The sequence below is a fragment of the Moorella naiadis (nom. illeg.) genome, assembly GCF_051020825.1.
Lineage (GTDB): Bacteria > Bacillota > DSM-521 > Neomoorellales > Neomoorellaceae > Neomoorella > Neomoorella naiadis.
Map to the genome: position 1 here is coordinate 125,240 of NZ_JAXGFQ010000003.1, position 25,292 is coordinate 150,531.

26 protein-coding genes and 1 riboswitch are annotated in these 25,292 nt (G+C 59.2%); all 26 genes read right to left on the bottom strand.

The window, feature by feature from the left end; all coding sequences use genetic code 11:
• Positions 1 to 53: 53 nt before the first annotated feature.
• The 26 genes from dapA to SDD30_RS03155 all read right to left on the bottom strand — a co-directional run bounded on the left by dapA (position 54) and on the right by SDD30_RS03155 (position 25,221).
• A complete protein-coding gene (dapA, locus tag SDD30_RS03030; RefSeq protein WP_434073455.1) occupies positions 54 to 932 on the bottom strand; it encodes a 4-hydroxy-tetrahydrodipicolinate synthase in 879 nt (292 codons plus the stop codon).
• Positions 919 to 2,160, bottom strand: coding sequence for an aspartate kinase (gene dapG, locus SDD30_RS03035; RefSeq protein WP_434073456.1), 1,242 nt, complete (start codon positions 2,158 to 2,160; stop codon positions 919 to 921). The genes dapA and dapG overlap by 14 nt, the downstream gene beginning before the upstream one ends.
• Positions 2,161 to 2,572: 412 nt before the next feature.
• Positions 2,573 to 3,586 (bottom strand): aspartate-semialdehyde dehydrogenase, encoded by a 1,014-nt coding sequence (locus SDD30_RS03040; protein WP_434073457.1) that lies wholly within the window; start codon positions 3,584 to 3,586, stop codon positions 2,573 to 2,575.
• 12 nt (positions 3,587 to 3,598) lie between these two features.
• Entirely contained in the window at positions 3,599 to 4,210 is a 612-nt protein-coding gene (locus tag SDD30_RS03045) for a dipicolinate synthase subunit B (RefSeq protein WP_434073458.1), read from the bottom strand.
• A 21-nt stretch (positions 4,211 to 4,231) separates the two neighbouring features.
• A complete protein-coding gene (gene dpsA, locus SDD30_RS03050; RefSeq protein ID WP_434073459.1) occupies positions 4,232 to 5,125 on the bottom strand; it encodes a dipicolinate synthase subunit DpsA in 894 nt (297 codons plus the stop codon).
• Positions 5,126 to 5,203: 78 nt separating this feature from the next.
• The gene (dapB, locus tag SDD30_RS03055; protein WP_434073460.1) at positions 5,204 to 6,007 is read right to left on the bottom strand and encodes a 4-hydroxy-tetrahydrodipicolinate reductase; all 804 of its coding nucleotides are present in this window, start codon (positions 6,005 to 6,007) and stop codon (positions 5,204 to 5,206) included.
• Between the two features lie 83 nt (positions 6,008 to 6,090).
• Positions 6,091 to 6,278, bottom strand: a riboswitch (Lysine riboswitch).
• A gap of 61 nt (positions 6,279 to 6,339) precedes the next feature.
• Complete coding sequence (locus tag SDD30_RS03060; RefSeq protein WP_434073461.1) at positions 6,340 to 6,603, bottom strand: YlmC/YmxH family sporulation protein; 264 nt, start codon at positions 6,601 to 6,603, stop codon at positions 6,340 to 6,342.
• 9 nt (positions 6,604 to 6,612) lie between these two features.
• Positions 6,613 to 6,927 carry a hypothetical protein gene (locus SDD30_RS03065; RefSeq protein WP_434073462.1) on the bottom strand — a complete coding sequence of 105 codons (315 nt, stop codon included), beginning with the start codon at positions 6,925 to 6,927 and terminating at the stop codon, positions 6,613 to 6,615.
• Positions 6,928 to 6,972: 45 nt separating this feature from the next.
• Entirely contained in the window at positions 6,973 to 7,350 is a 378-nt protein-coding gene (locus tag SDD30_RS03070; protein ID WP_434073463.1) for a dUTPase, read from the bottom strand.
• An 11-nt stretch (positions 7,351 to 7,361) separates the two neighbouring features.
• On the bottom strand, positions 7,362 to 8,627 hold the full coding sequence (locus SDD30_RS03075; protein WP_434073464.1) for a M16 family metallopeptidase: 1,266 nt from the start codon (positions 8,625 to 8,627) through the stop codon (positions 7,362 to 7,364).
• An 84-nt stretch (positions 8,628 to 8,711) separates the two neighbouring features.
• A complete protein-coding gene (locus SDD30_RS03080; protein ID WP_434073465.1) occupies positions 8,712 to 9,839 on the bottom strand; it encodes a D-alanyl-D-alanine carboxypeptidase family protein in 1,128 nt (375 codons plus the stop codon).
• Between the two features lie 132 nt (positions 9,840 to 9,971).
• A complete protein-coding gene (locus SDD30_RS03085; protein WP_434073466.1) occupies positions 9,972 to 10,703 on the bottom strand; it encodes a polysaccharide deacetylase family protein in 732 nt (243 codons plus the stop codon).
• 114 nt (positions 10,704 to 10,817) lie between these two features.
• Positions 10,818 to 13,064, bottom strand: coding sequence for a polyribonucleotide nucleotidyltransferase (locus SDD30_RS03090; RefSeq protein WP_434073467.1), 2,247 nt, complete (start codon positions 13,062 to 13,064; stop codon positions 10,818 to 10,820).
• A 142-nt stretch (positions 13,065 to 13,206) separates the two neighbouring features.
• A complete protein-coding gene (rpsO, locus tag SDD30_RS03095) occupies positions 13,207 to 13,476 on the bottom strand; it encodes a 30S ribosomal protein S15 (protein WP_109206169.1) in 270 nt (89 codons plus the stop codon).
• 180 nt (positions 13,477 to 13,656) lie between these two features.
• On the bottom strand, positions 13,657 to 13,878 hold the full coding sequence (locus SDD30_RS03100; protein WP_434073468.1) for a hypothetical protein: 222 nt from the start codon (positions 13,876 to 13,878) through the stop codon (positions 13,657 to 13,659).
• Between the two features lie 71 nt (positions 13,879 to 13,949).
• Positions 13,950 to 14,915 carry a bifunctional riboflavin kinase/FAD synthetase gene (locus SDD30_RS03105; RefSeq protein ID WP_434073469.1) on the bottom strand — a complete coding sequence of 322 codons (966 nt, stop codon included), beginning with the start codon at positions 14,913 to 14,915 and terminating at the stop codon, positions 13,950 to 13,952.
• A gap of 10 nt (positions 14,916 to 14,925) precedes the next feature.
• On the bottom strand, positions 14,926 to 15,837 hold the full coding sequence (gene truB, locus SDD30_RS03110; RefSeq protein ID WP_434073470.1) for a tRNA pseudouridine(55) synthase TruB: 912 nt from the start codon (positions 15,835 to 15,837) through the stop codon (positions 14,926 to 14,928).
• Positions 15,834 to 16,802: a DHH family phosphoesterase gene (locus tag SDD30_RS03115; RefSeq protein ID WP_434073471.1), complete on the bottom strand. Its 969-nt coding sequence runs from the start codon at positions 16,800 to 16,802 to the stop codon at positions 15,834 to 15,836. The genes truB and SDD30_RS03115 overlap by 4 nt, the downstream gene beginning before the upstream one ends.
• Entirely contained in the window at positions 16,795 to 17,163 is a 369-nt protein-coding gene (gene rbfA, locus SDD30_RS03120) for a 30S ribosome-binding factor RbfA (RefSeq protein ID WP_434073472.1), read from the bottom strand. The genes SDD30_RS03115 and rbfA overlap by 8 nt, the downstream gene beginning before the upstream one ends.
• A 7-nt stretch (positions 17,164 to 17,170) precedes the next feature.
• Positions 17,171 to 19,975 (bottom strand): translation initiation factor IF-2, encoded by a 2,805-nt coding sequence (infB, locus tag SDD30_RS03125; protein ID WP_434073473.1) that lies wholly within the window; start codon positions 19,973 to 19,975, stop codon positions 17,171 to 17,173.
• An 18-nt stretch (positions 19,976 to 19,993) separates the two neighbouring features.
• Entirely contained in the window at positions 19,994 to 20,302 is a 309-nt protein-coding gene (locus SDD30_RS03130; protein ID WP_434073474.1) for a L7Ae/L30e/S12e/Gadd45 family ribosomal protein, read from the bottom strand.
• A complete protein-coding gene (gene rnpM, locus SDD30_RS03135) occupies positions 20,295 to 20,576 on the bottom strand; it encodes an RNase P modulator RnpM (protein WP_434073475.1) in 282 nt (93 codons plus the stop codon). Before rnpM ends, SDD30_RS03130 begins: the two co-directional genes overlap by 8 nt.
• A gap of 2 nt (positions 20,577 to 20,578) precedes the next feature.
• Positions 20,579 to 21,667 (bottom strand): transcription termination factor NusA, encoded by a 1,089-nt coding sequence (nusA, locus tag SDD30_RS03140; protein ID WP_434073476.1) that lies wholly within the window; start codon positions 21,665 to 21,667, stop codon positions 20,579 to 20,581.
• Positions 21,668 to 21,674: 7 nt separating this feature from the next.
• Entirely contained in the window at positions 21,675 to 22,151 is a 477-nt protein-coding gene (gene rimP, locus SDD30_RS03145) for a ribosome maturation factor RimP (RefSeq protein ID WP_434073477.1), read from the bottom strand.
• Positions 22,152 to 22,505: 354 nt separating this feature from the next.
• Entirely contained in the window at positions 22,506 to 23,972 is a 1,467-nt protein-coding gene (locus SDD30_RS03150) for a rhamnulokinase (protein WP_434073478.1), read from the bottom strand.
• 61 nt (positions 23,973 to 24,033) lie between these two features.
• The gene (locus SDD30_RS03155) at positions 24,034 to 25,221 is read right to left on the bottom strand and encodes an acetate/propionate family kinase (protein ID WP_434073479.1); all 1,188 of its coding nucleotides are present in this window, start codon (positions 25,219 to 25,221) and stop codon (positions 24,034 to 24,036) included.
• Positions 25,222 to 25,292 lie beyond the last annotated feature (71 nt).

Genomic DNA, 25,292 nt, shown 5'->3' on the forward strand with positions numbered 1-25,292 from the left:
CCAGCTATATTTATTATAACCCATCTCGCCCCGGCTTGCAACATTTCTCGGGTCTATAATAAGCCCGTTTCCCGCAGTGCGGCGGCGATTTTTTCCTTTTCCTCCTTTGAGGCGCCCACCAAGGGCAAACGCACCGGCCCGGCCGGCAGCCCCAGCATATTCAGGGCTTCCTTGACCGGAACCGGATTGCTGGTGACAAAGAGGGCCTTGAAGAGGGGGAAGAGTTCCCGGTGGAGGGCTGCCGCTTTCCAGGTGTCGCCGGCAGTAAAGGCGCTGACCATGGCCTGCATCTTCTCTCCGGCTACGTGGGCAGCCACGCTGATAATGCCGTAACCGCCTACAGCCATCAAGGGCAGGGTCAGGGAGTCGTCGCCACTGTACAGGAGGAAATCCTCCGGCGCCTGCCGGATAATGGCCGTCGCCTGGTCCAGGTCGCCGCTGGCCTCTTTGACGGCCACGATATTCTTGATAGCTGCCAGGCGCAGGGTCGTGGCTGCTTCCATATTGCGCCCGGTGCGGGAAGGAATATTATACAGGATAATGGGCAGGCTGGTGGCCGCTGCTATGGCCTCAAAGTGCCGGTACAGGCCCTCCTGGGAGGGGCGATTGTAATAGGGTACCACCAGCATCAGGCCATCGACCCCCAGGGCCTCGGCTTCCCGGGAGAGTTCAATGCTGGCGTCCGTGGAATTACTCCCGGTCCCGGCAATAACTGCCGCCTTATTGCCAACTGTTTCTTTGACGGCCCGGAAGAGGGCAATCTTTTCTTCATGGGTCAGGGCCGGGGATTCCCCAGTAGTACCGGCCACCACCAGCCCGTCGCTGCCGTGTTCCACCAGATGGACGGCCAGTTTCCGGGCGCCGTCGATATCCAATTTCCCCTCGGCTGTAAAGGGGGTCACCATCGCCGTGAGGATTCTACCCCACTGCATAAGCTTTCACCTCGTTAATTTCACTATTGCTGAGTCTGAATTCCCGGTGGAGAACCTGCACAGCCCGGGCCATTTCCTTGCTGTCCACCAGACACCAGATGGAGGTATAGGAATCGGCCGACTGGAGTATTTTGATCCCCGCGCGGTCCAGGGCCGTGACAATGGTCGCCATGACCCCGGGGACGCCGCGCATGCCGGCCCCTACTGTGGCCACCTTGGCACATCCAGAGCGGGCGCTCACTTCCAAGCCCAGCCCTTTGATCAGCTCGATGGCCTGAGGGGCAACCTCACTTTTAACGGTAAAGACCAGTTCCCAGGGAAAGACATTAATAAAATCAACGCTGATATTATTTTGCGCCAGGAGGGGGAAAACAGCCTCCGCTCCCTCCCTAGCGATAAGCGGAACCCGTAACTGGGTCAGGCCGTCCATATGGGTGATGCCGGTAATGACCCGGTCGCGGCTGATATGAACCCCGGTAACCCCAGGCTGCCAGGCAACTACCAGCGTTCCCGGCCCGCCGTTAAAGGTAGATTTGATCCGCAAAGGAATATTCTTTTCCCGGGCTATCTCTACAGCCCGGGGATGGATGACCTTCGCCCCTTCATAGGCCATCTGGCAAACCTCGTTATAGGTGATGATATCCAGGGTCCTGGCGTCGCTTACGATCCGGGGGTCGGCCGTTTTGACGCCGTCGACGTCGGTAAAAATCTCCACCGCTTCAGCACCCAGGGCTACCCCTAGGGCCGCAGCCGTGGTGTCGCTGCCACCCCTTCCCAGGGTAGTTACTTCCCCGTTTTCCGTCACCCCCTGGAAACCAGCCACCACCACTACCCGGCCCTGGTCCAGGTAAGATTGAATCCGGCGCGGCTCCACCCGCAGGATGCGGGCATCACCAAATTGAGCATCAGTAATAATGCCGGCCTGGCCGCCGGTGAGAAAGAGGGCCGGCAGGCCCCGGTTTTCCAGCACCCCGACCAGGACTACTCCGGAGATAATCTCGCCGCAGGACAGGAGCAGGTCCCGTTCCCGGGGGTTTACGGCATTGTTGTCCAGGAGTTCCAGTAGGGTGTCGGTGGCGTAGGGCGCGCCTCGGCGGCCCATGGCCGAAACGACAACTACTACCTGGTAACCGGCCTGGCAGGCCCTTTCAATATGCCCGGCTACCATCAGGCGCTGTTCGGGGCTGGCCACCGATGAACCGCCAAACTTCTGCACCAGTACCTTCATTGCTGCCACCCCTTCTTTCCCATTTCCCTCCACCCCAGTAGCAGCTTAAACTCTACGGTAAGCTGGGGAAGGGCTGGCGGGTATAGGCGGAAGGCGACTTGGTTCGAGGCGCTAGTAAACTCGAGCTGTGCCGCAGCGAGGCGGCGGTGAACAAGATGGGGATCGTAGTGTCAGCATTATGGTAGGGGTGAGGCAAGTTCCCGGAGGGCGCCTTTGCGCGTGAGTATCAAAAGAACGAGGCCGGCTGAGGAAAAGCGCGGCCGCTTGTTTAAGGCCGCAGGTCGAGTTAAGGCCGCGCCCGCAGCCGGCCGAGTTCGACACAAATATAATGGCGCAACCAGCGCCTGAAGGGAACCTGCCTCACCCTCGGCATATTAGCATACTGACATTAACAAACACTTTTGGTAGAACCCTATTTGCGGAGGAGCCCTTCCTGCAACAGTACCTCGGCAATCTGGATGGCATTGGTCGCTGCGCCCTTGCGCAGGTTATCGGCCACCACCCACAGGTTCAGGCCGTTGGCAATAGAGAAATCCTCCCGGATCCGACCCACGAAAACCTCATCGCGCCCGTCGGCCTGGACGGCCAGGGGATAGGCTTTATTTTCCAGGTCGTCCACCACGACGACCCCTGGAGCCTGGCGTAGGAGCTCCCGGGCCCGGCCGGCCGTCAGCTTCTCCCTGGTCTCAATATTAACGGCTTCGGAGTGGCTGTTAAAGACCGGCACCCGGACGGTGGTGGCCGTCAGTTGGAGGTTGTCGTCGCCCATGATCTTCCTGGTCTCGTTGACCATCTTCATCTCTTCTTTGCTATACCCATTCTCCAGGAAGACATCGATATGGGGCAGGCAGTTAAAGGCTATCTGCCAGGGGAAGACCTTACTGATCACCTCTGCGCCCGCCAGCACCTGCCGGCTCTGCTCCCGCAGTTCGTCAATGGCTTCCTGGCCGGCGCCGGAAACGGCCTGGTAGGTGGAGACGACGATTCTTTTAATACCAACAGCGTCGTAAAGGGGTTTCAAGACAACCACCATTTGGATGGTGGAACAATTGGGGTTGGCAATCAAGCCTTTATGCCAGCGTACATCGTGGGGGTTGACCTCCGGTACTACCAGGGGGACCTTCGGATCCATACGAAAGTTATTGCTGTTGTCAATGACTACCGCCCCGGCGTCGATGGCCGCCCGGCCAAAGATCTTGCTGGCCGCGCCGCCGGCAAAAAGGGCGACGTCGATCCCCGCAAAGGATGCCGGCGTTGTTTCCTCGATGGAATACTCCTCACCTTTAAAGGTTACCTTCTTGCCGGCGGAACGGCTGGTAGCCAAGACCTTTAACTTGCCGACGGGGAAATTCCTTTCTTCCAGGACCTTGAGCATCGTCTGGCCTACGGCTCCGGTACCCACTACGGCAACATTTAAATCAGCCATGTTCCTGTTAAACTATCCTCCTGTCACCGACCCCTTTTCCGGAGGACCCAGTAAAAGCGGCTGGATTTGCCGACCTTCCAGGGCCGCCAGGATGGCATCAACTATTAAACCCATACGGGCTATGAGGGAAGAGGGTTTATTTTGCGGGTCATCCTGGCCAAAGGGGACTAGGTAGATATTTTTGGTGTTCATAATCCGACCCAGGTTGGCAGCATTGGCTCCCAGGCCGTCGTTAGTGGCGATGGCCAGCACCACCGGTCGCTGGTTACGTAACTGGGCCTTGGCAGCCATTAGTACCGGCGTATCAGTAATACCGTTAGCCAGTTTGGCCAGGGTATTACCGGTGCAGGGGGCAATAACCAAGACATCCAATAGTTTCTTCGGCCCGATGGGTTCGGCCGTGACAATGGTATCAATAGCCTGGTGGCTGGTAATCCGTTCCATCTCGGTTCGCCAGAAACTACTGGTGCCGAAACGGGTATCACTATCCCTTACAGCCGGGGAGATAATGGGGATAACCTGCGCTCCCTCGGCTACCACCCGGGCCATTTCGGGCATAATCGCGGCCAGGGTGCAATGGGAACCGGTGACGGCAAACCCTACTCTTTTACCCTGCAGCAACATTTTCAAGCACCTCCGTAGGGTTTACAGCCGTTCCAGGCAATCTAGAATGAGGGTAGGATAGATGCGGGCCAGGATCAGCCCCGCCGTCCGGGGAGCAACCTTACCCGGTAGTCCCGGGGCCAGCATAGCCCGGCGCTGCAGGGTCATAGCAGCCTCAAAATCTGTTCCTCCGGGAGCCGACGCCAGATCGATAATTAGCACCTCCGGGCTGGTGGCGGCCAGGAGCGCCGCCGTTAGTACCAGATCGGGTACAGTGTTAAAAATAACCTGGGCCTGCCCGATAACCCCGGCCAGATCAGTAAAGGCCACCACCCGCCACCCCTCGACCAGGGCCCGGGCCCTGTCGGCGGCACCCCGGTCGACTACTGTGACCAGGGCCCCTACCCCGGCCAGCAGGCGGGCCAGGGTGAAGCCGGTCCGGCCCAACCCCAGGACAAAGGCCTGGCTGCCGTGGAGGGTAATGGGTAACTCCTGCATGGCCAGCATTAAAGCCCCTTCGGCAGTAGGGATGGAGTTTAAAATGGCCATTTCATCCATATCGGCCGTCTCCACCAAACGCCAGCCGCGGGTGGCCGCCATTTCCTGGAGGAAGGGCCGTGCCACTCCTACCAGAACCGGTGTCCCCCCAGGTATGGCAGCAGCCAATTCCTGATTCAAATAAAGGGGTTGCTCGCTCTGCGGGGCATAAATGCGGCCTTCGGAATTGACCCCGGGTACCGGCAGGATGAACACCTGGGCGCCCCGGACAGCTGCCAGGGGATCGTCATACCAGGTATAACCCTCCCGCGCAGGCAGTACCGGTACCCCTGCCACCTGGACCAGGGCCCCCTGGCGCAGCAATTCCTCCAGAAGAATTGCCTCCCGGGCATCGCCCCCCAGCAGCGCCACCCTGATTCCTGTCAACCTCCCACCCATGCCGGAACGACCTCCTGCAAACTTAGTACCCCTGTACTACTTGCAATATATGTGGAAGCCTTCCGGTAGGTGCCAGGTCTATAATTCCAGCAGGTTTTCCAGCCCGTAGACCACCCCCTTGCACTGGTTGACCTTCCTGATGGCTAGAAGCAGCCCGGGTAAAAAGGCCTCCCGGCTGGTAGTATCGTGACGAATGGTCAAAAGCTGCCCCTGGCCGCCGAAAATGACCTCCTGGTGGGCCACCGCCCCGGGCAGGCGGACGCTATGGACGGCCAGGCCCTGGTAGGAGGCTCCCCTGGCGCCGGCTGCCTTTTCTTCTGCCGGTGGCAGTGCTGGGGCCTCCCTGATCCTAGCGGCCATCAACTCTGCTGTCTTTAAGGCCGTTCCCGAAGGAGCGTCGACTTTCTGGTCGTGGTGCATTTCAATAATCTCCGCCCGGGGAAAATAACGCGCTGCTTCTCCGGCAAAATGCATCATTAAAACTGCCCCCAGAGAGAAATTGGGTGCCACCATTGCGCCCACCTGGCGGTCTTCGCAGAGCTGGTGCAGCTCGTCCAGCTGGTCCAGGCTAATGCCGGTGGTACCGATTACCGGGCTCACACCCCTCTCTACGGCTATCCTGGCATTGGCCAAGGCCGCCGCAGCCACCGTGAAATCTACCATGACCTGGGGCCTGGTGGCGGTAATTACTTCTGCCAGTTCGGGGGTAATGGCTACCCCCGCCGGGGGGAGCCCGTTTAACGTCCCGATATCCACCCCAACCTGCTGGCGGTCGACGGCGCCCACCACGGCGATATCTTCTGTCTGCAACAGCCCCCGGGTCATCTCCCGGCCCATACGACCGGCCGCTCCGGTTACGATAACCCTGATCGTGAACATCACCCCTTTAAAAAATAAGAGAAAACCATGAGCATCCCGCCCCGGTTTTCCCCCGGATTACCAGAATACCCATCTCGCCGGTCCTTCGTGTGAGGAGCGCTCCACCATGGCGACCAGCACTGGCCGCCAGGTGACAGTCCGGTCTTTATTCAAGACCAGCCCAGGAAGATAGCCCGGGTCAGGCTTCTCCCTTCGGCAACAGGCCCTTTCCTACCGGTTCATCGGGGCCCCCCTCACCAGTAATACTCTTGCCAGTTGCACCTCTACCCCACTGCACACGAGATGAGGTTTTTTTAATATTGTTGCCCTTATGATACCACCAGGCCTGGAAAGTGTCAATCTTTCTGCCGCCGGTTGTAAGTAGGATCCAGGTTGACCACTACCACCTCGCTGCCCACTTTGTGCACCGCCTCCCAGGGTATGACCAGCTCCTGGCGGCTGGCGAACAGGGAGCGCCAGCCACCCCGGGGCGGTAGAATAATGGCCGCCACCCTGCCCTCCCCGGCGTCCAGGACCAGGTCGGCGTCACCGAAGCTGCCCAGGCGGGTACCGTCGTAGAGGTTGATTATCTCTTTACCCATCAGCTCGGTAAACCGCATCCCCACCACCTACCGTCCCTTAATGCGCGGCCAGAGACTAAAAAACAGGGGCTGAAGGAGGGCTACCAGGAGGGCAACAATGGCCAGGGGGTCGACCCGGACCTGGCCGATGGCCACCGCTTCCGGTAGTTCAATCTTTAAGAAGCTCACCAGGAGAACCAGGGAAAGGTAGATACCCCCGGCTACGGCTACCAGCTCGGCCAGGGCCCGGGAGGCGGGGCTGGCTACAGCTTCCATGTTACTGCTCCGGTAATAACGGGTTTTAATCCGCACGGCCAGGAGAAAAAGGAGTAACAAGGCCACTAGAAAAACAACTAATTCCATCCTACCATCACCCCTCCCTAAAGCCTATGAGGGGAGATGGCCCCTTTATTCCTCCCTGTCCCTGGCCACTGCGACATATTCTGGCCGATCCGTTAGGCCCTGCTGGCGGCGGAAGTTCTCCTGGTTTTTGGCCAGGTAACCCTGGTAAAACTCTTCGGCGGTGATGCCGGTCTTCAGGCACATGCTGACGAGGAAGTGCAGGATGTCCACCAGTTCGCCTTTAATGGCCTCGTGGTCCAGGGGGTGGGGGTTCTTCCACCATTTAAAGTTGACCTCGTCCAGAAGTTCCCCCAGCTCGGCCACCATGGCCAGGGCTTCCTTCTGGACCCACTCGGCGGGGTTGTAGTCCGGTAGCTGCCGCCGCCGGGCCAGATCCCGGTCAAAACGTTCCTGGAGCTCAAAGATATGTTCTAAACGATCCATGGTTTTCCCTCCTAAATCCCGGCGGCGCCGGCGAGGACGGCCAGGTCCAAGGTTTCGACCTCCGGTCCCAGGGTGGTCAGGGCCAGGTATTGGGGCTGGAAGAGGCGCCGGGCCATGGCCTGGATATCGGCAACGGTGACCTGGTTCAAGCGCTCGGTGATCTCTTCGGCTGTAATTACCCGGCCAAAGGAGACCTCCGTCTTTCCCAGGCGACTCATCCGCTGGCTGACACTCTCCTGGCCCAGGAGGAGATTGCCCCGGATCTGGTCCTTGGTCCGCTTGAGCTCAACCTCAGTAACCCCTTTAGCTTTGAGGGAGGCCATTTCCGCCAGGATCAGCCGCACCACCTGCTGGTAGTTGTCCGGACTGGTACCGGCATAAACGGTAAAAAGACCGCTATCAGCGAAACCGGCATGGTAGGAGTAGACGGAATAGGCCAGGGCGCGCTCTTCCCGGATCAGCTGGAAAAGGCGGGAACTCAGGCCACCCCCCAGGATATTGTTTAAGGCCTGGACGGCATAAATATCCGGGTCGTCCTGGGCCATTCCCGGCACCCCCAGGCAAATCTGGACCTGCTCGGTGTCCTTGACCTGCATCCTGACATCAGCCTGGTTCTGCGGCGGGTAGAATTGGGCTTCTACGCCTGGGCATTCCTGCCGGCCAAAGGCTTCCTCCAGTTTGGCCAGCAGCTCCCTGCTAGCAAATTTCCCGGCGGCGGCCAGGACTATATTAGCGCTGTTGTACTGTTCCCGGTAGTAGTTATAGATCCGCTCCCGGTTTAGACCGGCCACAGTTTCATAGGTCCCCAGGATGGCCCGGCCCAGGGGGTGCCCCGGCCAGACGGTCCGGGCGAAGAGGTCGTGGATCAGTTCATCCGGGGAATCCTCGTACATCTTGATCTCTTCCAGGATGACCCTTTTTTCTTTCTCAATCTCCTCCGGGTCCATGAGGGAATTAAAGAGCATATCGCTTAAGACATCGACGGCCAGATCCAGATCCTCAGCCAGGACCCGGCTGTAAAAGCAGGTATATTCTTTGGTGGTAAAGGCGTTGATCACCCCGCCGACGGCCTCCAGTTCCTCGGCAATCTGCCTGGCAGTACGCCTGGTGGTTCCTTTAAAGAGGAGATGCTCCAGAAAATGGGAAACGCCCTGGTTTTCCTCGTCTTCGTTGCGGGACCCGGTGCGTACCCATACCCCCAGGGCTACGGAATTAACATAGGGAATGGCCTCGGTGACCACCCGAATGCCATTGGCCAGGGTTTCTTTCTGATACATTCCCTTCCCCCTAACTTTTTTCTATAATAACAGCCTGGATTAGTGCTACAGCATTTACCGCTGCCGGCGTAATATTAGATCGCCTTATTTATAGCCTGTTGCTGGCCTGGCGGCAAAAGCCCGCCACACCCGCGACCACCAGGGGATGGCCGCGACGCCCGCCGTAGCCGCCAGGGTTACGGCGGCTACTTCCCGGCCCTGGTAAAGGAACTGGACCCGGCCTAGTTCCTGGCCTTTCCTGATGGGGGCCTTAACTACCTGCGGCAGGAGGACCCTTTTTTCCAGCAAGCTGGCCTGGATCAGGGGAACGGTAAAGCCGGCATCACTAACGGGAGCCACCCCCACCCCGGCAGTTTCCCCGTTAGCGACTGCGACCTGACCCACCGGTTCCCCGGCCTTAACTCCTTCATAGCAGAAATCCTTAAACCCGTAATCCAGGAGGTTCCTGGTATCGCTATAACGGTCGGCGCTCCCCAGGACGACGGCGATTAACTGGCGCCCGTTCCTGGTGGCCGAAGCAACCAGGCACTGGCCGGCGGCTGCCGTAGTACCCGTCTTGACCCCGTCGGCCCCCGGGTAACTTTCCAGAAGGCGATTGGTGTTATAGAGATAACGCACCCCTGCCGGTCCCGGTATCTGATCCTCCACCGTGGCTACCAGGTGGCGAAAGACCGGGTTACCCAGGGCGTACCGGGCAATGAGGGCCAGGTCGTAAGCCGTGGTGTAATGGCCTGGATCCGGGAGGCCGTTGGGGTTATTAAAGTGGGTGTGGCGGGCTCCTAAAAGCCAGGCCTTGCGATTCATCAAAAAGGCAAAGCCGGCTTCGGAGCCGGCCAGCCCCTCGGCAATGGCCACGGTGGCATCATTGCCGGACTCCAAAAGGGCCCCTTTGACCAGATCCCCCAGGGTTAAAACCTCGCCCTTTTGTAAGTAGATACTGGCCCCCTCCGTAGCCGCAGCATTGGCGCTTACGGTAATTGGGGTATCAAGCCGGCCCAGTTCCAGGGCCAGGATGGCCGTCATGATCTTCGTCGTGCTGGCCGGGGGACGTTCTTCGCTGGCCCCACGTTCATAGAGGACCTGCCCCGTACTGGCTTCCATCAACACCGCCGCCGGCGCTGTAATTTCTGGTTCCCCGGCCGCCCGGGCCGGTGTAACGGTAAAGAAAAAAAGCAGGCACCCCAGCAGCAAAAACCCCGGTAAACGCTTCATGCCCATCACTCCCTGGTAAAATCACTGCTCTGGGGTAGGCCCCGGCAAAAAGGCCCGGGTCTCCGGACTCCCCGGCAGTTAATCCCAGGTTATTATATCCCTCCGGGAAATGCCTTATAAAAAAACGGGCGCTTACCCGTTTTTCAGGATCTCGGAAGTTGTTACCAGGGCATATCCCCGCTCCTTGAGCTGCTGCAACAGCTCCGGCAGGGCCCGGGCCGTCACCGCCGTCGGGTGCAGCAGGACAATAGCCCCGTTCTGGCATTTAGGAAGGATAGTGGCCAGGATATCTTCCGGCCGGGTGTTGGGCAGGTAATCACCAGTATTGATGGTCCACATGATAAACTTATAGCCCAGGTCGCCGGCGGCAGCCACCACCTGGGGCTTACTCTCCCCGTAGGGTGGGGAGTAAAGGACGGGTTTCTTACCGGTAATCGCCCTCAGGGTGGCTTCACCCTGCAGGATATCCTGGCGGTTTTCCTCCCGGCTCAGGTTATCCGGGTGGGGGTGACCCTGGCCATGGTTGCCGATCTCATGGCCGGCGGCGGCTATCTGGCGGACCAAGTCGGGGTGACGTTCGGCCCACTGCCCCGTAGGGAAGAAGGTTGCCCGGGCACCGGCCTGGGCCAGGGCCGTAAGCATGGCCGGCAGGTGCTCTTCCCCCCAATCAATGGTAAAGGTCAGGGCTACTGCCTTCCGGCCCGGGTCGCCCTGGTAAATGGGTTGGGTTTTCAGGGCCGGTACTGCAGCCCCACCCAGCCAACGCCAGCAAGTAAACCCCAGAAGCAATAGTAACCCCAGGACCAGGACCACTACTAAGCCCCAGCGCCGGAGCCCCCGCCGGGGGTAGAAAAACACATACATTGATCACACCACCTTTAACTTACCTGATCAATGTATATGCCCCCCGGTCCGTAATCAGACTAACAGGGCCAGCGGTTGTAAAGACACTGCCAAGCTGCTCATGGTGGTAAAATGTTACCGTGGTTTCCGGTTATTGAATCCCCGGTTGCCGCCTTCCCGGCCCGGCCGGCGAAAGTGACGGTGGATTCCGCCTTCCTCACCTGTTGCCGCCGGAGCCAGGGCTTCTTTACGGGAGAGTTTCAGGCGCCCCTGGGGATCGTAACCGATGGCCTTGACCAGGATGTGATCGCCCTCGTGGACCACATCCTCCACTTTTTCCACCCTCTCCCTGGCCAGCTGGGAAATATGGACCAAGCCCTCCTTACCGGGCATGCCCAGGACCCCGGGTACTACTTCGACAAAAGCACCAAAGTCCGTCACCCGGGTCACCCGGCCGTTGTAAACCTTGCCTGTCTCCACCTCTTTGGTCAGGGCTTCAATTATCTCCAGGGCCCGCTCCCCAGCGGCGGCATCGGTGGAGGCAATAAAGACGCGCCCGTCATCTTCGACGTCAATATCGACCCCGGTTTCTTCGATAATCTTTTTAATGACCTTGCCCCCAGGGCCGATAATATCCCGGATCTTATCGGGATCAATGGTCGTGGTCAGCATCCGAGGCGCATAGGGTGACAGCTCCAGCCGCGGCCCCGGCAGGGTCGCCAGGATCTTTTCCAGAATGTAAAGGCGCCCGCGCCGGGCCTGTTCCAAGGCCCGCTCCAGGATGGACCGGTCGATACCGGCGATCTTAATATCCATCTGCAGGGCGGTGATACCCTTCTTCGTCCCGGCCACCTTGAAGTCCATATCCCCTAGGGCGTCTTCCAGGCCCTGAATATCCGTCAGGACGGCCACCTGGTCGTTTTCCTTGACCAGGCCCATGGCCACGCCGGCTACCGGCGCCTTAATGGGTACCCCGGCGTCCATTAAGGCCAGGGTGCTGCCGCAGACACTGCCCATGGAAGTAGAGCCATTGGACCCCAGGACCTCGGAGACCAGCCGGATGGCATAGGGGAATTCTTCTTCCGAAGGGATCATGGGCTCCAGGGCCCGCTCCGCCAGGGCGCCATGGCCGATCTCCCGCCTTCCGGGGGCCCGGATGGGCCGCGCTTCACCCACGCTATAGGGCGGGAAATTGTAATGGTGCATGTAGCGTTTCGATTCATCGACTCCCAGGTCATCAAGGATCTGTTCATCGCTGATGGGTCCCAGGGTGGTCACCGTCAGGACCTGGGTTTCCCCCCGGGTGAAAAGGCCGGAACCATGGGTGCGGCTTAAAACTCCCACTTCACAGGTAATGGGCCGGATTTCTTCCAGGGTGCGACCATCCACCCGCACGCCCTCCGTCAGGATCATGCGGCGGATTATTTCCTTTTCAATTTTGGTAATCTGCTCGTTAATGAGACCGGGTAGCTCAGGGCTGGCTGCCAGGGCCCCCTCCTGTCCCGCAAGGATTAGATTATTGATTTCTTCCCGGCAGGCGTCGAACTGCTTCTCCCGTTCCTGCTTGACCCAGCGCTCATTGCGGCTGCGGTAAACAACCTCCTGCAACCTGGGCGTGGCTATTTCCCGCACCCTATTCTCCCACTCCTGGTCCAGGTGCGGGGTCACGACCTCCGGCTTCTCCCTTGCCAGTCCCAGGGCCAGGGCTTCTTCCCAGAATTCATTGATAAAGGCGACAATCCTCTTGATTTCCTCATGGCCCCGCATGATGCACTCTAGCGCCAGGTCCTCGGGTACCTCTTTCGCCCCGGCTTCAACCATCATAATGGCCGTCGCGGTACCGGCTACCGTCAGCTGGAGACTGCTGCGGACGTCCTCCTCCAGGGTGGGGTTGATAACTGGTTGGTTGTCAATTAAACCGACGCTCACCGCCCCGATGGGACCGGCAAAGGGAATGCCCGAGATGGTTAAGGCCGCCGAAGCCCCAATAATACTGGCTATATTGGGGGGGCAGTCCTGGTTCACGGACATCACCGTGGCCACTACATGGACATCGTTACGATAGGACTTGGGGAACAGGGGCCGGATGGGGCGGTCGATTAAGCGGGCCGACAGAATGGCCTTTTCACTGGGCCGCCCTTCCCGCTTAATAAACCCGCCCGGGATTTTACCGGCGGCATAGAGCCGCTCCTCATAATCCACGGTGAGGGGAAAGAAATCGATTCCTTCCCTGGGTTCTGCGGAAGCTGTTGCCGTCACCAGGACCATGGTGCCGCCATAATTAACCATGACGGCCCCGCCGGCCTGGCGGGCCAGGCGCCCGGTCTCCAGGGTTAAATCCCGGCCAGCAACAGCCAGGGTTTTACGTAATACCCCTTGCATTACTTTTAAATAGCCTCCTCTACGCATATCCTTATAAACCTAAATTCATTCGACATTGATCATAGTATTTCCTTCCAACAGCCCCTTAAATACTGTTAAAAAGTCACTAAAAAGGAGCGGTTCTCCCGCTCCCTGTAAAAACTTAGCGCCGCAAACCGAGGGCCTCGATAACTTGCCGGTAACGCTCAATATCGTTGTCACGCAGGTAATTGAGTAAACCCCGGCGTTGACCGACCATCTTGAGCAGGCCCCGGCGCGAGTGATGGTCCTTGTGATGTACCTGCAGGTGTTCCGTCAGGTGGTTAATGCGTTCCGTCAGAATGGCTATCTGCACTTCTGGCGAGCCCGTATCATTTTCGTGCTTTTGATAACGGGTAATGATCTCCTTTTTCTTAGCAGTATCCAGGGCCATCAACTTCACCTCCTTTAATAACAATATCCCCAGCGGGCCAAGAAAGGCGTCGGAGCCTCGCCAATCCTCGCCACGGGTTCATTAGCTCTATTATAAGCTGTCCCGGGATTGAACGCAACCATTAAAAATTAAAAATAAAAACGATCGTCGGGGCATCGGCCCCTCCATAAACGATCTCCCTTATCTGCCGATAATGGTAATTACCAGTCGCCCGGCCAGAACATCCTTCACCACCAGGTCAAAGGGCCGTCCCGTACTGGCCACGAAGCCCCGGAACCGGGTCGCCGTGGGTATATAACCAGGTATACTCCGGGTCGCAGTATAGATATCTTCCTCTTCTATCTGCTCCTGGCGTAGATCCTGCAGGCGTTTCCTGGCGTGGGCGGTAATAATAACTTTCATCGTCCCAGCCCCAATCTACCCTGGTAAAATTTATTAAACCAGTATATATTACGCCAGGAATTCCGGGCTGGTTACGCCTGCTGGTCCCGTGATGACATTATTGGCGCGGGCTCGCCTGCCAGGATCAGCCGCGCCTGGTCCCGGTCAACCTCCATCTGGTTTTTTAACTCCCCGGGGCTGGTAAACTTGCGCTCCGGGCGTAAAAAAGCCCGGAACTCCAGGGCCAGGTCCTGGTGATAGAGATCCCCACTGAAATCCAGGAGATGGGCCTCAATGGTCGCCGGTAAAGAAGGGCCGAAGGTCGGCCGCCGGCCGATGTTTACTACCGCCCCATGGCTCTTTCCCCGGCAGGAAGCAAAACAGGCATAAACGCCATAGGCGGGCAGCTGCAACTCCGGCGGTAACGCCAGATTGGCCGTGGGAAAGCCCAGGCGGCGGCCGCGCTGTTCGCCCGGCACCACCCTCCCGGCCAGGACCGGCCAGTAACCCAGGAGCTCCCTGGCCAGGGTGATATCCCCCTGGCCCAGGGCATTGCGGACGGCCGTACTGCTGACAATAAGGCCCCGGTGGGTTACCGGCGCCATTACCAGCACGTTGAAACCCAGCTCCGCCCCCAGACGGCGTAGCAGGGCCGGGGTGCCCGCCCCCCGGTAGCCGAAGGTAAAATTAAAACCTACCCCCACCAGGCGGGGATGGAAATGGAACCATAAAATCTCCCGGCTGAAGACCTCCGGGTCCAGGGCCGCCATTTCCTTCGTAAAGGGTAAAAGGAATAAATGATCTACACCCAACCTGGCAATGAGTTCTATCTTGCGCTCAGTGGTAGTTAACAGCCCGGGCGGGTTGCCACCCAGGACCCGGGAGGGGTGCGGGGTAAAGGTAATTACTATGGCCGGCCCTTCGCCGGACCGGGCGCGCTGGACAATGGTGCTGATTAAATGCTGGTGACCTCGGTGCACCCCGTCGAAGTTCCCCAGGGCCAGGTAGCAGCCGCTTGTAGCCAAACCCCGGGGTAATCCCTGCCATACCTGCATCATTACTACCCCTTCACAAAACCTTATGGGGCTTAAAAAGATATGCCCCCTGGTTATTGTCCTCCACCCGAGCCAGGGCCAGGAGCTCCCCGGCCCCATCCTCCAGGCGCACGATATCGCCGGCCTGAACTACCGGCAGCAACGGGCATACCTCTCTTTTGAGGGCGACGCCGTTGCGCACGGCCGGAATAAAATCCTCGGGTACAGTAACCGCCGCCAGGTGCTGGAGGCCGGCGGCAGGGGGCAGGAGAAACTCCTGGCTGCCCGCCCTGGCCATAGCCGCGATTTCTTCCAGGGTCCAGGCACTGCTCAGCCGGAAGCTCCCGGCCCGGGTGCGCAACAAAAAGGCCAGGGTGGCCCCCACGCCCAGACGGTCGCCCCAATCAGCCCCTAGGGTACGAACGTAGGTGCCCCGGGAACAGGTAATATCCACTAAAGCCCGGTAATAGGGAGGGTCGCGCCAGGCCTTAAGGACTTGAAATTGGTAGACGGTCACCGGCCGCGCCGGCCGTTCCACTTCCAGGCCCTCCTGGGCCAGTTCATACAGGCGGCGCCCCTGATAGTGTACCGCCGATACCATGGGCGGTACCTGGAGGATCGGTCCTGTCAGGGGTATAGCAGCCGCCTGCAATTCCCCCTTTGTAAAGGGCGGGCAGGGCGTCCGGGCCAGGATCCGGCCGTCCAGGTCCTGGGTGTCGGTCTTGAGGCCCAGGATAAATTCAGCCCGGTAAGCCTTATCCCCCTGAAGGTACTCCAGCAAACGGGTGGCCCTGCCGGCGGCCACCGGCAGGACGCCGGCTGCCAGGGGATCCAGGGTGCCGGCGTGACCGATTTTCTTTTCTTTTAGAATCCGGCGTAATTGCTGGACGACGTCGTGGGAGGTCAGCCCCGGTGGTTTTAAGACGTTAATAAAGCCCGTGATCATTTTGTCAGGGCCGCACCGGCGGCGGCCACCACCCTGGCGACTACTGTCTCCAGTTCGCCGGCAAGGGTACAGCCGGCGGCCCGGCGGTGACCGCCGCCGCCAAATAAGCCCGCCACTTGGTTGACATCCACAATTTTTTTCGAACGCAGGCTGACCTTGATTTTACCTTCGGGTAATTCCCGGAAGAGCAGGCCGACTTCTACCCCGGCAATGCTGCGGGGATAATTGACCAGGCCCTCAGCATGTTCCGGCCCGCAACCGGTGGCCTCCAGGGTCGCCCTGGTTACCGTCAGCCAGGCCACCCGCCCGTCGTAGGCCAGGGTGAGAGTAGGCAGGGTAGCCGCCAGGAGGCGGATACTATGCAAGGGTTTCCTTTCCCACAGGTATTCCCGGATGAGGGGCATTAGGGCTCCCCTTTCCATGAGGTTGGCGGCCAGGCGCAGGGTCCGGGCCGTACAGCTCTCATACTGGAAAGAGCCGGTGTCAGTGGCCAGACCCGTATAAAGACAGGTAGCCACCTTCGGGGTAATGTTTACCGGTATAGCCTCAAGGATGGCGTAGATTAATTCCGCCGTTGCCGCCGCCTGGCCATCCACCAGGTTCAGGTGGCCGAAACGGGTATTACTGACGTGATGGTCGATGTTGATTATCTTCTCCACCCGGTTCTGCCAGGCGCCAAAGCCGTTACCGGCTCGTTCCAGGTCCGTACAATCCACCATGACGAGTAACGGCGGCATCTGGGTTACCCTGGCTGGGGGTATAATGGTCTCCTGCCCCGGCAGGTACTGGAACATCTCCGGGACCGGGTCGGCATTAATAGCCACTACCCTGGCGCCCCGGTCCCTGAGGGCCAGGGTCAGGGCGAGCATAGAGCCCAAGCAATCCCCGTCCGGGATAATGTGGGTGGCCACCGCCACGTCCCGGGCCGTGGCTAAGGTGGCCGCTATCCTAGCGATGTCACTCATCAGGCTGTTCCCCGGCCCTCACCCGGGCCAGCAACCGGTTGATATGATCCCCGTGCTCGATGGAGGCATCTATTTTAAAGGTGATCTCCGGTGTATAACGGAGGCTCAAACACTGGCCGATCTCCCGCCGGATAAAGCTGGTAGCCCTGGTCAGTCCCTCCATGGCCTGATTTTTAACCTCATCGTCGCCGTAGATACTGACATAGACCTTGGCATAGTGGCGGTCGTTGGATAGTTCTACTCCCGTAACGCTCACCAGGCCAGCTTCCAGGCGCGGGTCTTTGACTTCATCCCGGATAATCCGGGCGACTTCTTTCTTCATCTCTTCAGCTACCCGCTGGTTCCTCGCGGTCACGGCCATCGCCTCCCTAAAGTTCCCGTTTGATCTCTTCGATGGTGTAGGCTTCGATGACGTCGCCCTCTTTGATGTCGTTGAACTTCTCCAGGCCAACACCGCATTCGTAGCCCTGGGCTACTTCCCGGGCATCGTCTTTAAAGCGTTTCAAGGAATCGATGCGGCCCTCGAAGACCACAACGCCGTCCCTGATAACCCGGGCCAGGGCATGATTCTGGATCTTGCCTTCTGTAACCAAGCAGCCGGCTACTGTACCCGCCTTGGGAACCTTGAAGGTAGCCCGGACTTCGGCCCGGCCCAGGGTGGCCTCGCGCTGCTCCGGTTCCAGGAGGCCGGACATGGCCGCCCGGACGTCATCAACAACCTCATAAATGACCCGGTAGAGCCGGATCTCCACCCCGGCTTCCTCGGCTGCTTTGCGGACATTGGCTTCCGGCCGGACGTTGAAGCCGATGATAATCGCCCGGGAAGCCGCTGCCAGCATGACGTCGGTCTCCGTTATCGCCCCCACCCCGCCGTGGAGGAGGTTCACCTTGACCTCTTTGGTCGAGAGTTGCTCCAGGGCGCTCCGCAAAGCCTCTACCGAACCCTGGACATCCCCCTTAATTACCAGATTCAGTTCTTTAACTTCCCCGGCTTCCATCTGTTTAAACAGATCATCCAGGGAGGTCTTGCCGGCAACCTGCATCTCTTCCTGGCGTTTTTCCTCCTGGCGGGAGGTGGCGATCTGGCGGGCTAGCTTCTCATCCTCGACTACCTGGAAGACATCGCCGGCCTCAGGCAACTCCGACAAACCCAGGACTTCCACCGGGGTGGACGGGGGGGCGCTGTTCACCCGTTCGCCGCGATCATCCACCATGGCCCGGACGCGACCGCTTACCGCACCGGCGACCAGATTGTCGCCTACCTTCAGGGTGCCCTTCTGGACCAGCATGGTGGCCACCGGGCCACGACCCCGGTCAAGTTGGGCTTCAATAACGATACCCCGGGCGGGGCGATCCGGGTTGGCCTTAAGCTCGGCCACATCGGCCGTCAGCAGGACCATTTCCAGAAGTTCGTTGAGGCCCTGTTTCGTCACCGCCGACACCGGAACCATAATGGTCTCGCCACCCCATTCCTCCGCGACCAGGCCGTATTCCGTCAGCTGTTGTTTGACCCGGTCCGGGTTGGCATCGGGGCGATCAATTTTATTAATGGCCACGACAATGGGCACGCCGGCTGCTTTGGCGTGGTTGATAGCCTCAATGGTCTGGGGCATGACGCCGTCGTCGGCAGCCACCACCAGGATGGCAATATCTGTAGCCTGGGCGCCCCGGGCGCGCATAGCGGTAAAGGCCGCGTGACCAGGAGTATCCAGGAAGGTGATCTTCCGGTTCTTCAGCCTGACCTGGTAGGCCCCGATGTGCTGGGTAATACCTCCAGCTTCGCTGGCAGTAACGTTGGTACGGCGGATGGCATCCAGCAGGGAGGTTTTCCCGTGATCGACGTGGCCCATGACGGTAACCACCGGCGGCCGTTCGCGCAGGGTCTCCGGCGGGTCGACCGGGTCTTCCAGTTCGGTAAGCGGCTTCTCTTGTTTAATCTCCACAACCGCACCCAGATCCTGGGCTGCCAGGGCCGCGGTGTCGATGTCCAGTTCCTGGTTGATGGTGGCCATTATACCCTGGCCCATGAGGTACTTAATAACCTCGGCCGCCGTTTTCCCGATCCTCTTGGCCAGTTCCTGAACAGTGATGTTTCCGGTTAGGGTAATCTTAAAGACCACTTTGGGGGTCTCTTTATGCTTCTGAGCCTTGCCTTTATTCCTATCCCGCCGCAGCAGGCGCTCTTCCCGCTGGTGTTCCAGCTCTTTTTTACGACTGCGCCCGGCCTCGGGTTTGGTAGCCGGTTTGGCGTTAGGCCGCTCACGACGTTTTTCCGGCAAGTCTTTAGTGACTGCCTCCGGGGGTTTGGGAATCCGCAGGGGTTTATTGTAAGCCGGACCTGGACGGCGCTGGCCCCTGTCGGCCGCCGGTCGCTGGCCAACTCCCTGGTCCCTGGTGTCGGTCCGGGCCGCCGGGGTTTCCCGGGACGGGCCTCTATTCTCTTCCTGGCGGTGGGGTCCTTCGCCCCGGTGCCTTTTATCCCGCCATGGTTGCTGCCCCCGGCCGGGTTCGCCGCCCTGGGGACGCTGGCGCTGGCCGGCCTCGCCGGCCTGGGGATGTTGGGGTAGGCCCACCTGGGCCCGGGGCTCTCGACCTGCCGGCTGCCTTTGATTATAGACCCTATTATCCCTGTGCCGGGGCTGCTGTTGTTGTCCCTGTGGGCGTTGTTGCCGCGGCTGAGACTGCGCCTGCTGGCGGGGCCGGGATTCCTCCGGGGCCGGAGCCTCTTGAGCCTGCCCCCGAGGCCCGCCGGCAGTTAAGGGACCTGGTCCTGCCGTTGTGGCCGGTGCCGGCGGGGCAGTTACCGTCCCGGTAGCCTGTGGCGCCGCTACCCCGGCTGCCGGGGCTGGCGGTGGGGCTACGGGGGAAGCTTCTTGTCGAGCCGGCGATCCTTCCGGACGGGCTAGCTGTGCCTCCGCCTGGGTAGCTGCTGGTGCCTGGGCTCCGGCCTCAGCCTGCTTAGCCTTGACCCCGGCCTGTTCCCGCTTCATCCGGGCCAGCTTGGCCGCCCGCCACTGCTGCCGGTAGTGATTGCGTACTTTGATAACTTCCCCATTTTCCAGGACACTCATGTGGGAACGGGTATAAATCCCCAGCCGGGCCATGGTATCTATGAGATCTTTATTGGTAACCTTTAATTCCTTGGCTAATTCGTAAACGCGCGTTTTGGCCATTAAACCACCCCCATATTTTCATACATCAACCTCCCGTACCCCATTTTGAATTAAGGCGGCGAAGTTTCTATCAGTAATGGCGACGACAGCACACGGGGGCTTACCCAGTGCTGCTCCCAGTTCGTTTTTTTGCCCGTAAATCAACCCCTGACTGCCGTACTCCCGGCAAGACCGCAGCAGTTTTGCCTGGAGCCGGGGACTGCTATCCCCGGCCAGTAAAACCAGTTCTGCTTTATGACCTTTAAGGGCGGCCACCACCGCCTGGTAACCCCAGGCGATTTTACCGGCCCGACAGGCCAGGCCGAGAAGACTATAGATTCTATTCATCACTGCTTCCCCGGTTAAAACCGGACTCGAGGCGGGCCAATACCTCTGGAGAAACGACTACACCCAGGGCCCGCTCCAGGGCCCGGCTCTTAACGGCTTTCCGCAGGCATTCCACCCGCGGGCAGAGATAAGCGCCACGCCCGGCCCGTTTACCGGTAGGATCAACAACTACCTCCTGTTCCGGTGTCCGCACTACCCGCAGTAAATTGCGTTTGTCATTGCGGGCCCGGCAACCGACACACATCCTTACGGGTATTTTGCGGGGCTTAGGCAAGCTTACTCCTCCTCCAGGCCGCCGTCAAGATCCAGGTCGGCCTCCCAGTCGTCCCAATCGCCGGCTTCCGATTCCGGTTTAATATCGATTTTCCAACCGGTAATCCTGGCCGCCAGCCTGGCATTCTGGCCTTCCTTGCCGATAGCCAGGGAGAGCTGGTTATCGGGCACGATTACCTGGCTGACCTTGTTCTCTTCATCGACGGTGACATCCAGAACCCGCGCCGGGCTCAAGGAGTTGGCCACATAAACAGCCGGGTCCTCACTCCATTTAATAATATCTACCTTTTCCCCCCGCAATTCCTGGACTACAGCCTGGACCCGCGACCCCCGGGGGCCTACGCAGGAACCCACCGGGTCGACCTTTTCATCCCGGGAATGAACGGCGATCTTCGACCGGGCCCCGGGCTCCCTGGCCACACCCTTGACTTCGACGATACCGTCATGAATCTCCGGGACTTCCAGTTCAAAGAGTCGTTTAATCAAGCCTGGATGGGTCCGGGATACTAAAATCTGGGGCCCCTTGTTGGTCTTCCTGACCTCCAGGACGTAAGCCTTTAAACGCTCCCCCTGGCGATAGGTTTCGGCGGGACTCTGTTCACTGGGAAGCAGGATGGCCTCAGCCCGGCCCAGGTCCAGGATGACGTTTTTACCCTCCTGGCGCTGGACCACGCCGGTAATGAGATCATTTTCCCGGCCAATAAATTCTTCATAAATCATCCCCCGCTCGGCTTCGCGGATCCTCTGGACGACCACCTGTTTGGCCGTCTGGGCGGCAATGCGGCCAAAATCCCGCGGGGTTACTTCCCTTTCAACTATATCGCCGAGTTCATAATTGCTATTAAGGGCCCGGGCTTCCTCCAGGGAAATCTCCTGCCGCGGGTCGGTAACCTCTTCTACCACCTGGCGCTGGGCCAGGACTTTAATCTCCCCGGTATCCCGCTGGATATCAACCCTCACATTCTGCAGGGAACCGAAATTCTTTTTATAGGCCGAAATCAAGGCCGCTTCAATTGCTTCGAGCAAGACGCCGGCATTAATGCCTTTTTCCCTCTCCAGGTCCCGCAGGGCCTGGATAAACTCACTATTCATCCTTAAACTAGGCCTCCTCGTCATCTGCCGGGTCAAACACCAGCCTGGCAGTAGCTACCTGTTCCAGGGGTATGGCCAGTTGCTGCCCCTCCGGGAGTTCTAACGTGACCGCGCCCTCCTGGTAACCGCGTAACCGCCCTTGAAAGTGGCGCTGCCCGTCAATGGGAGTGAAGGTGCGCAGCTTGACCCTGCGCCCGGTAAAGCGTTTAAAATCGTCTTCCTTCTTCAACGGGCGCTCCAGGCCCGGGGAAGATACTTCCAGGTAGTAGCTGTTGGGTATAGGGTCTTCCCGATCCAGAATCTCCCCCACAGCCCGGCTGGCCTTTTCACAGTCATCCAGGCCGATTCCTTCCGGCCTATCGATGAAGAGCCGCAGGATATAACGGCCCCCCTCTCGGCCGTATTGCAGGTCGATCAGTTCATAGCCCAGGGGGGTAAGCACCGGTTCCACCAGGTCCTGGATTAGGGTTGTCAGTTTACTCAAAGATTTACCTCCCGGCCGTCAACATAAAAGAGTGGGTAGCAACCCACTCTTTTCCAGCAAAGCAACAAAGTAATATCTAGCGGAAAACAACCTGAAAATAGTATAGCATATGATTTCCCGTCCCGCAAGGGAAAAATCAAGCCGGGGCTGATTATCTGAGCCGTTTTTAAGCGGAAAAAAGAGCACTTTTGAACTATTTCATGCTGGAGCCATAGCATGGCCCTTGCCAATGAGTCGCCCCAAAAAAACCAAAAAAGTAGGCCTGACGCAGCTAAAATCTGCTTCAGGCCGTGATATTCCTGAATTTCCATGGTTGAATTATCGCTCTAAAAAGCCTGGGTAATAGTAATCTCGCTAGCTAAGTATTTCTACAAACCTGTTGTACCTTTTATCCCATAATTCTGTACCCTCTGGTTCATAGTTTTGCAGGGTGAAAGAACGGCGCACGATTTCCCGGGCTGCGGCTAAATCCTCCACTTCCCCCAGCGCCATGGCCTGGACCAGCAGGTTGCCGGCGGCCGTGGCTTCCACTGGGCCGGCCACCACCGGGCGCCCGATGGCGCTGGCGGTAAACTGGCAGAGGAGCTCGTTCTGCGTGCCGCCGCCTACCATATGGATGACCGGCAGTTGCTTCCCCAGGATGCCCTCCAGCTTTTCCAGCACCCAGCGGTATTTCAAGGCCAGGCTCTCCAGGGCGCACCTGACGATCTCGCCTTTAGTCCGGGGCACAGGCTGGCCCGTTTCCCGGCAGTATACCTGGATGGCCGCCGGCATGTCTTCCGGGTTCAGGAAGGCCGGGTGATCCGGGTCGACAACTGCTGTCAATGGCTTGGCTTCCCGGGCCAGGGCCGCCAGCTCAGCGTAGCTTAAAGCTTCCCCCTGGCGCGCCCAGGTGCGGCGGCACTCCTGGACCAGCCACAGGCCGGTGACATTCTTGAGGAGCCGGAAGGTACCGCCCACCCCACCTTCGTTGGTAAAGTTAAGGCTAAAGGTTTGTTCGTTAATTACCGGTTCCTTGACCTCTACCCCTACCAGGGACCAGGTGCCGCAGCTGATGTACAGGTATTCCGGCCCTGCTGCCGGGACGGCGGCCACAGCGCTGGCCGTATCGTGGCTGCCGGTGGCGATGACGGCTATTTCCACCGCTCCCGTTTCCCGGGCTACCCGGGGTAAGAGACGGCCTATAATCGTCCCCGGCGAGTTGATGGCCGGGAGCAGGGTAACCGGTAACCCCAATTTTTCCAGCATGCCGGTAGCCCAACTACCGGTGCAGGGGTTGTACATCTGGGTGGTGCTGGCGATGGTAAATTCGCTAGCTTTTATGCCGGTAAAAAAGAAGTTAAAGAGGTCGGGCATCATTAGCAGGGTCCGGGCCTGGCTTAACAGGCCTGGCTGCTGTCGCTGCCAGGCTATGAGCTGGTAAAGGGAGTTGATGGGCATAAACTGAATGCCAGTTTGCCGGAAAATCTCTTCCCGGGATACTACCTTGCAGGCTTCTTCCATTATGCCCCGGGTGCGGCCGTCCCGGTAATGGTAGGGATTGCCCAGGAGGATATCCTTTTCCCCCAGGAGGCCGAAATCCACGCCCCAGGTGTCAATGGCCAGGCTTTTAAGGCCCGTCCCGTAGCGGGCCACAGCCCGGCGCAGGCCTTCTTTCATTTCGTGAAAGAGGCGTAAAACATCCCAGTGCAGGCCGTTGGGGATCCTGATGGGTTCGTTAGGGAAACGGTAGATCTCTTTCAGGGTGAGGCGGCCCTCGCTCAGGGTACCGATTATGGCCCGGCCGCTCTCCGCCCCCAGGTCAAAGGCGAGATAGCGCATAATTTGACATCTCCTTTAAGGAATGAGGTAGAAAGTGGAAGAGTAACGGGCGCAAACCATCTTAAATGAGGTCCTCTCCAATCAGCACCCTTATCGTTTCCCGGGCAATCATAACTTCTTCGTCGGTATGCACCACCAGGACCTGAACTCTAGCTTCCGGGATTGAGATCAGGCGGTCACCGCTGCCGTTTTCGTTGCTGTCGCCATCCAGTTCGATGCCCAGGAACTCCAGGTTGCGGCAGATCTCCTCGCGCAACCTGGCGCTCTTTTCCCCGATACCGCCGGAAAAGATTAAAACATCAATCCCGCCCATGGCCGCCGCGTAGGCGCCCACATATTTCTGCGCCCGGTAGGCCAGGACCTCCAGGGCCAGGCGAGCCCGTTCATGCCCGGCAACGGCTGCTACTTCTAACTCTCGGTAATCGTTGCTGACGCCGGAGATACCCAACCAACCACTTTTCTTGTTGATTACTTCCTCCAAATCATCGGGGGAAAGGCCTTCCTGCCGCAGGAGAAAAATCAGGGCGCCGGGGTCGACGTCGCCGCAGCGGGTGGACTGGAGGAGCCCCTCGGTGGGGGTAAAGCCGGTGGAGACGTCGATAGATTCCCCGTGACAGCAGGCGTTGGCCGTGGTACCGCTACCGAGCATGAGGGAAACAATCTTTAGTTCTTTCAAGTCCCGCCCCAGGATCTCGGCGGCGCGGTTGACCATATAGGTAAAAGTGATGCCGTGAAACCCATAGCGCCGCAGGCCATAGCCCTCGTAATACTCGTAGGGCAGGCCGTAAAGGTAGGCTTGCGGCGGCAGGCTCAGGTGGAAGGTGTTGTCGCAGACGGCCACCTGGGGTATTCCAGGCAGGAGCCTGGTCACGGCCTCGATACCGGCAATGTTGGCCGGGTTGTGCAGGGGCGCCAGCTGGCAGCAGGCCTTTAGGGTGCCCAGCACCGTGGCATCGATGCGGGTCGGGCGGCGTAAACTGGCGCCACCGTGGACCACCCGGTGGCCGACGGCATCCAGGTGGTAAGGCTGCAGCAAGTTAAGAATCTCTGCCAGGGCCTCCACGTAACCCCCCCGGGGCAGGTGTTTCTGGCAATCTCTGGACCCATCCATTAAATCCCGGTGGTGCAAAGTGGTTTTCGAGCTGCCGATACGCTCGACGCTGCCCTGGACCAGGGCTTTCTCCGCCGGCATGGCGAAGACTTTATACTTTACCGAAGACCCGCCGCAGTTTAAGGCCAGGATTTGCACCGGTTTTTCCTCCTACTATAAAAGGCAGTTAGTGACAGTTGGGATCTTCCAGGGAAACTACCTACACCTTT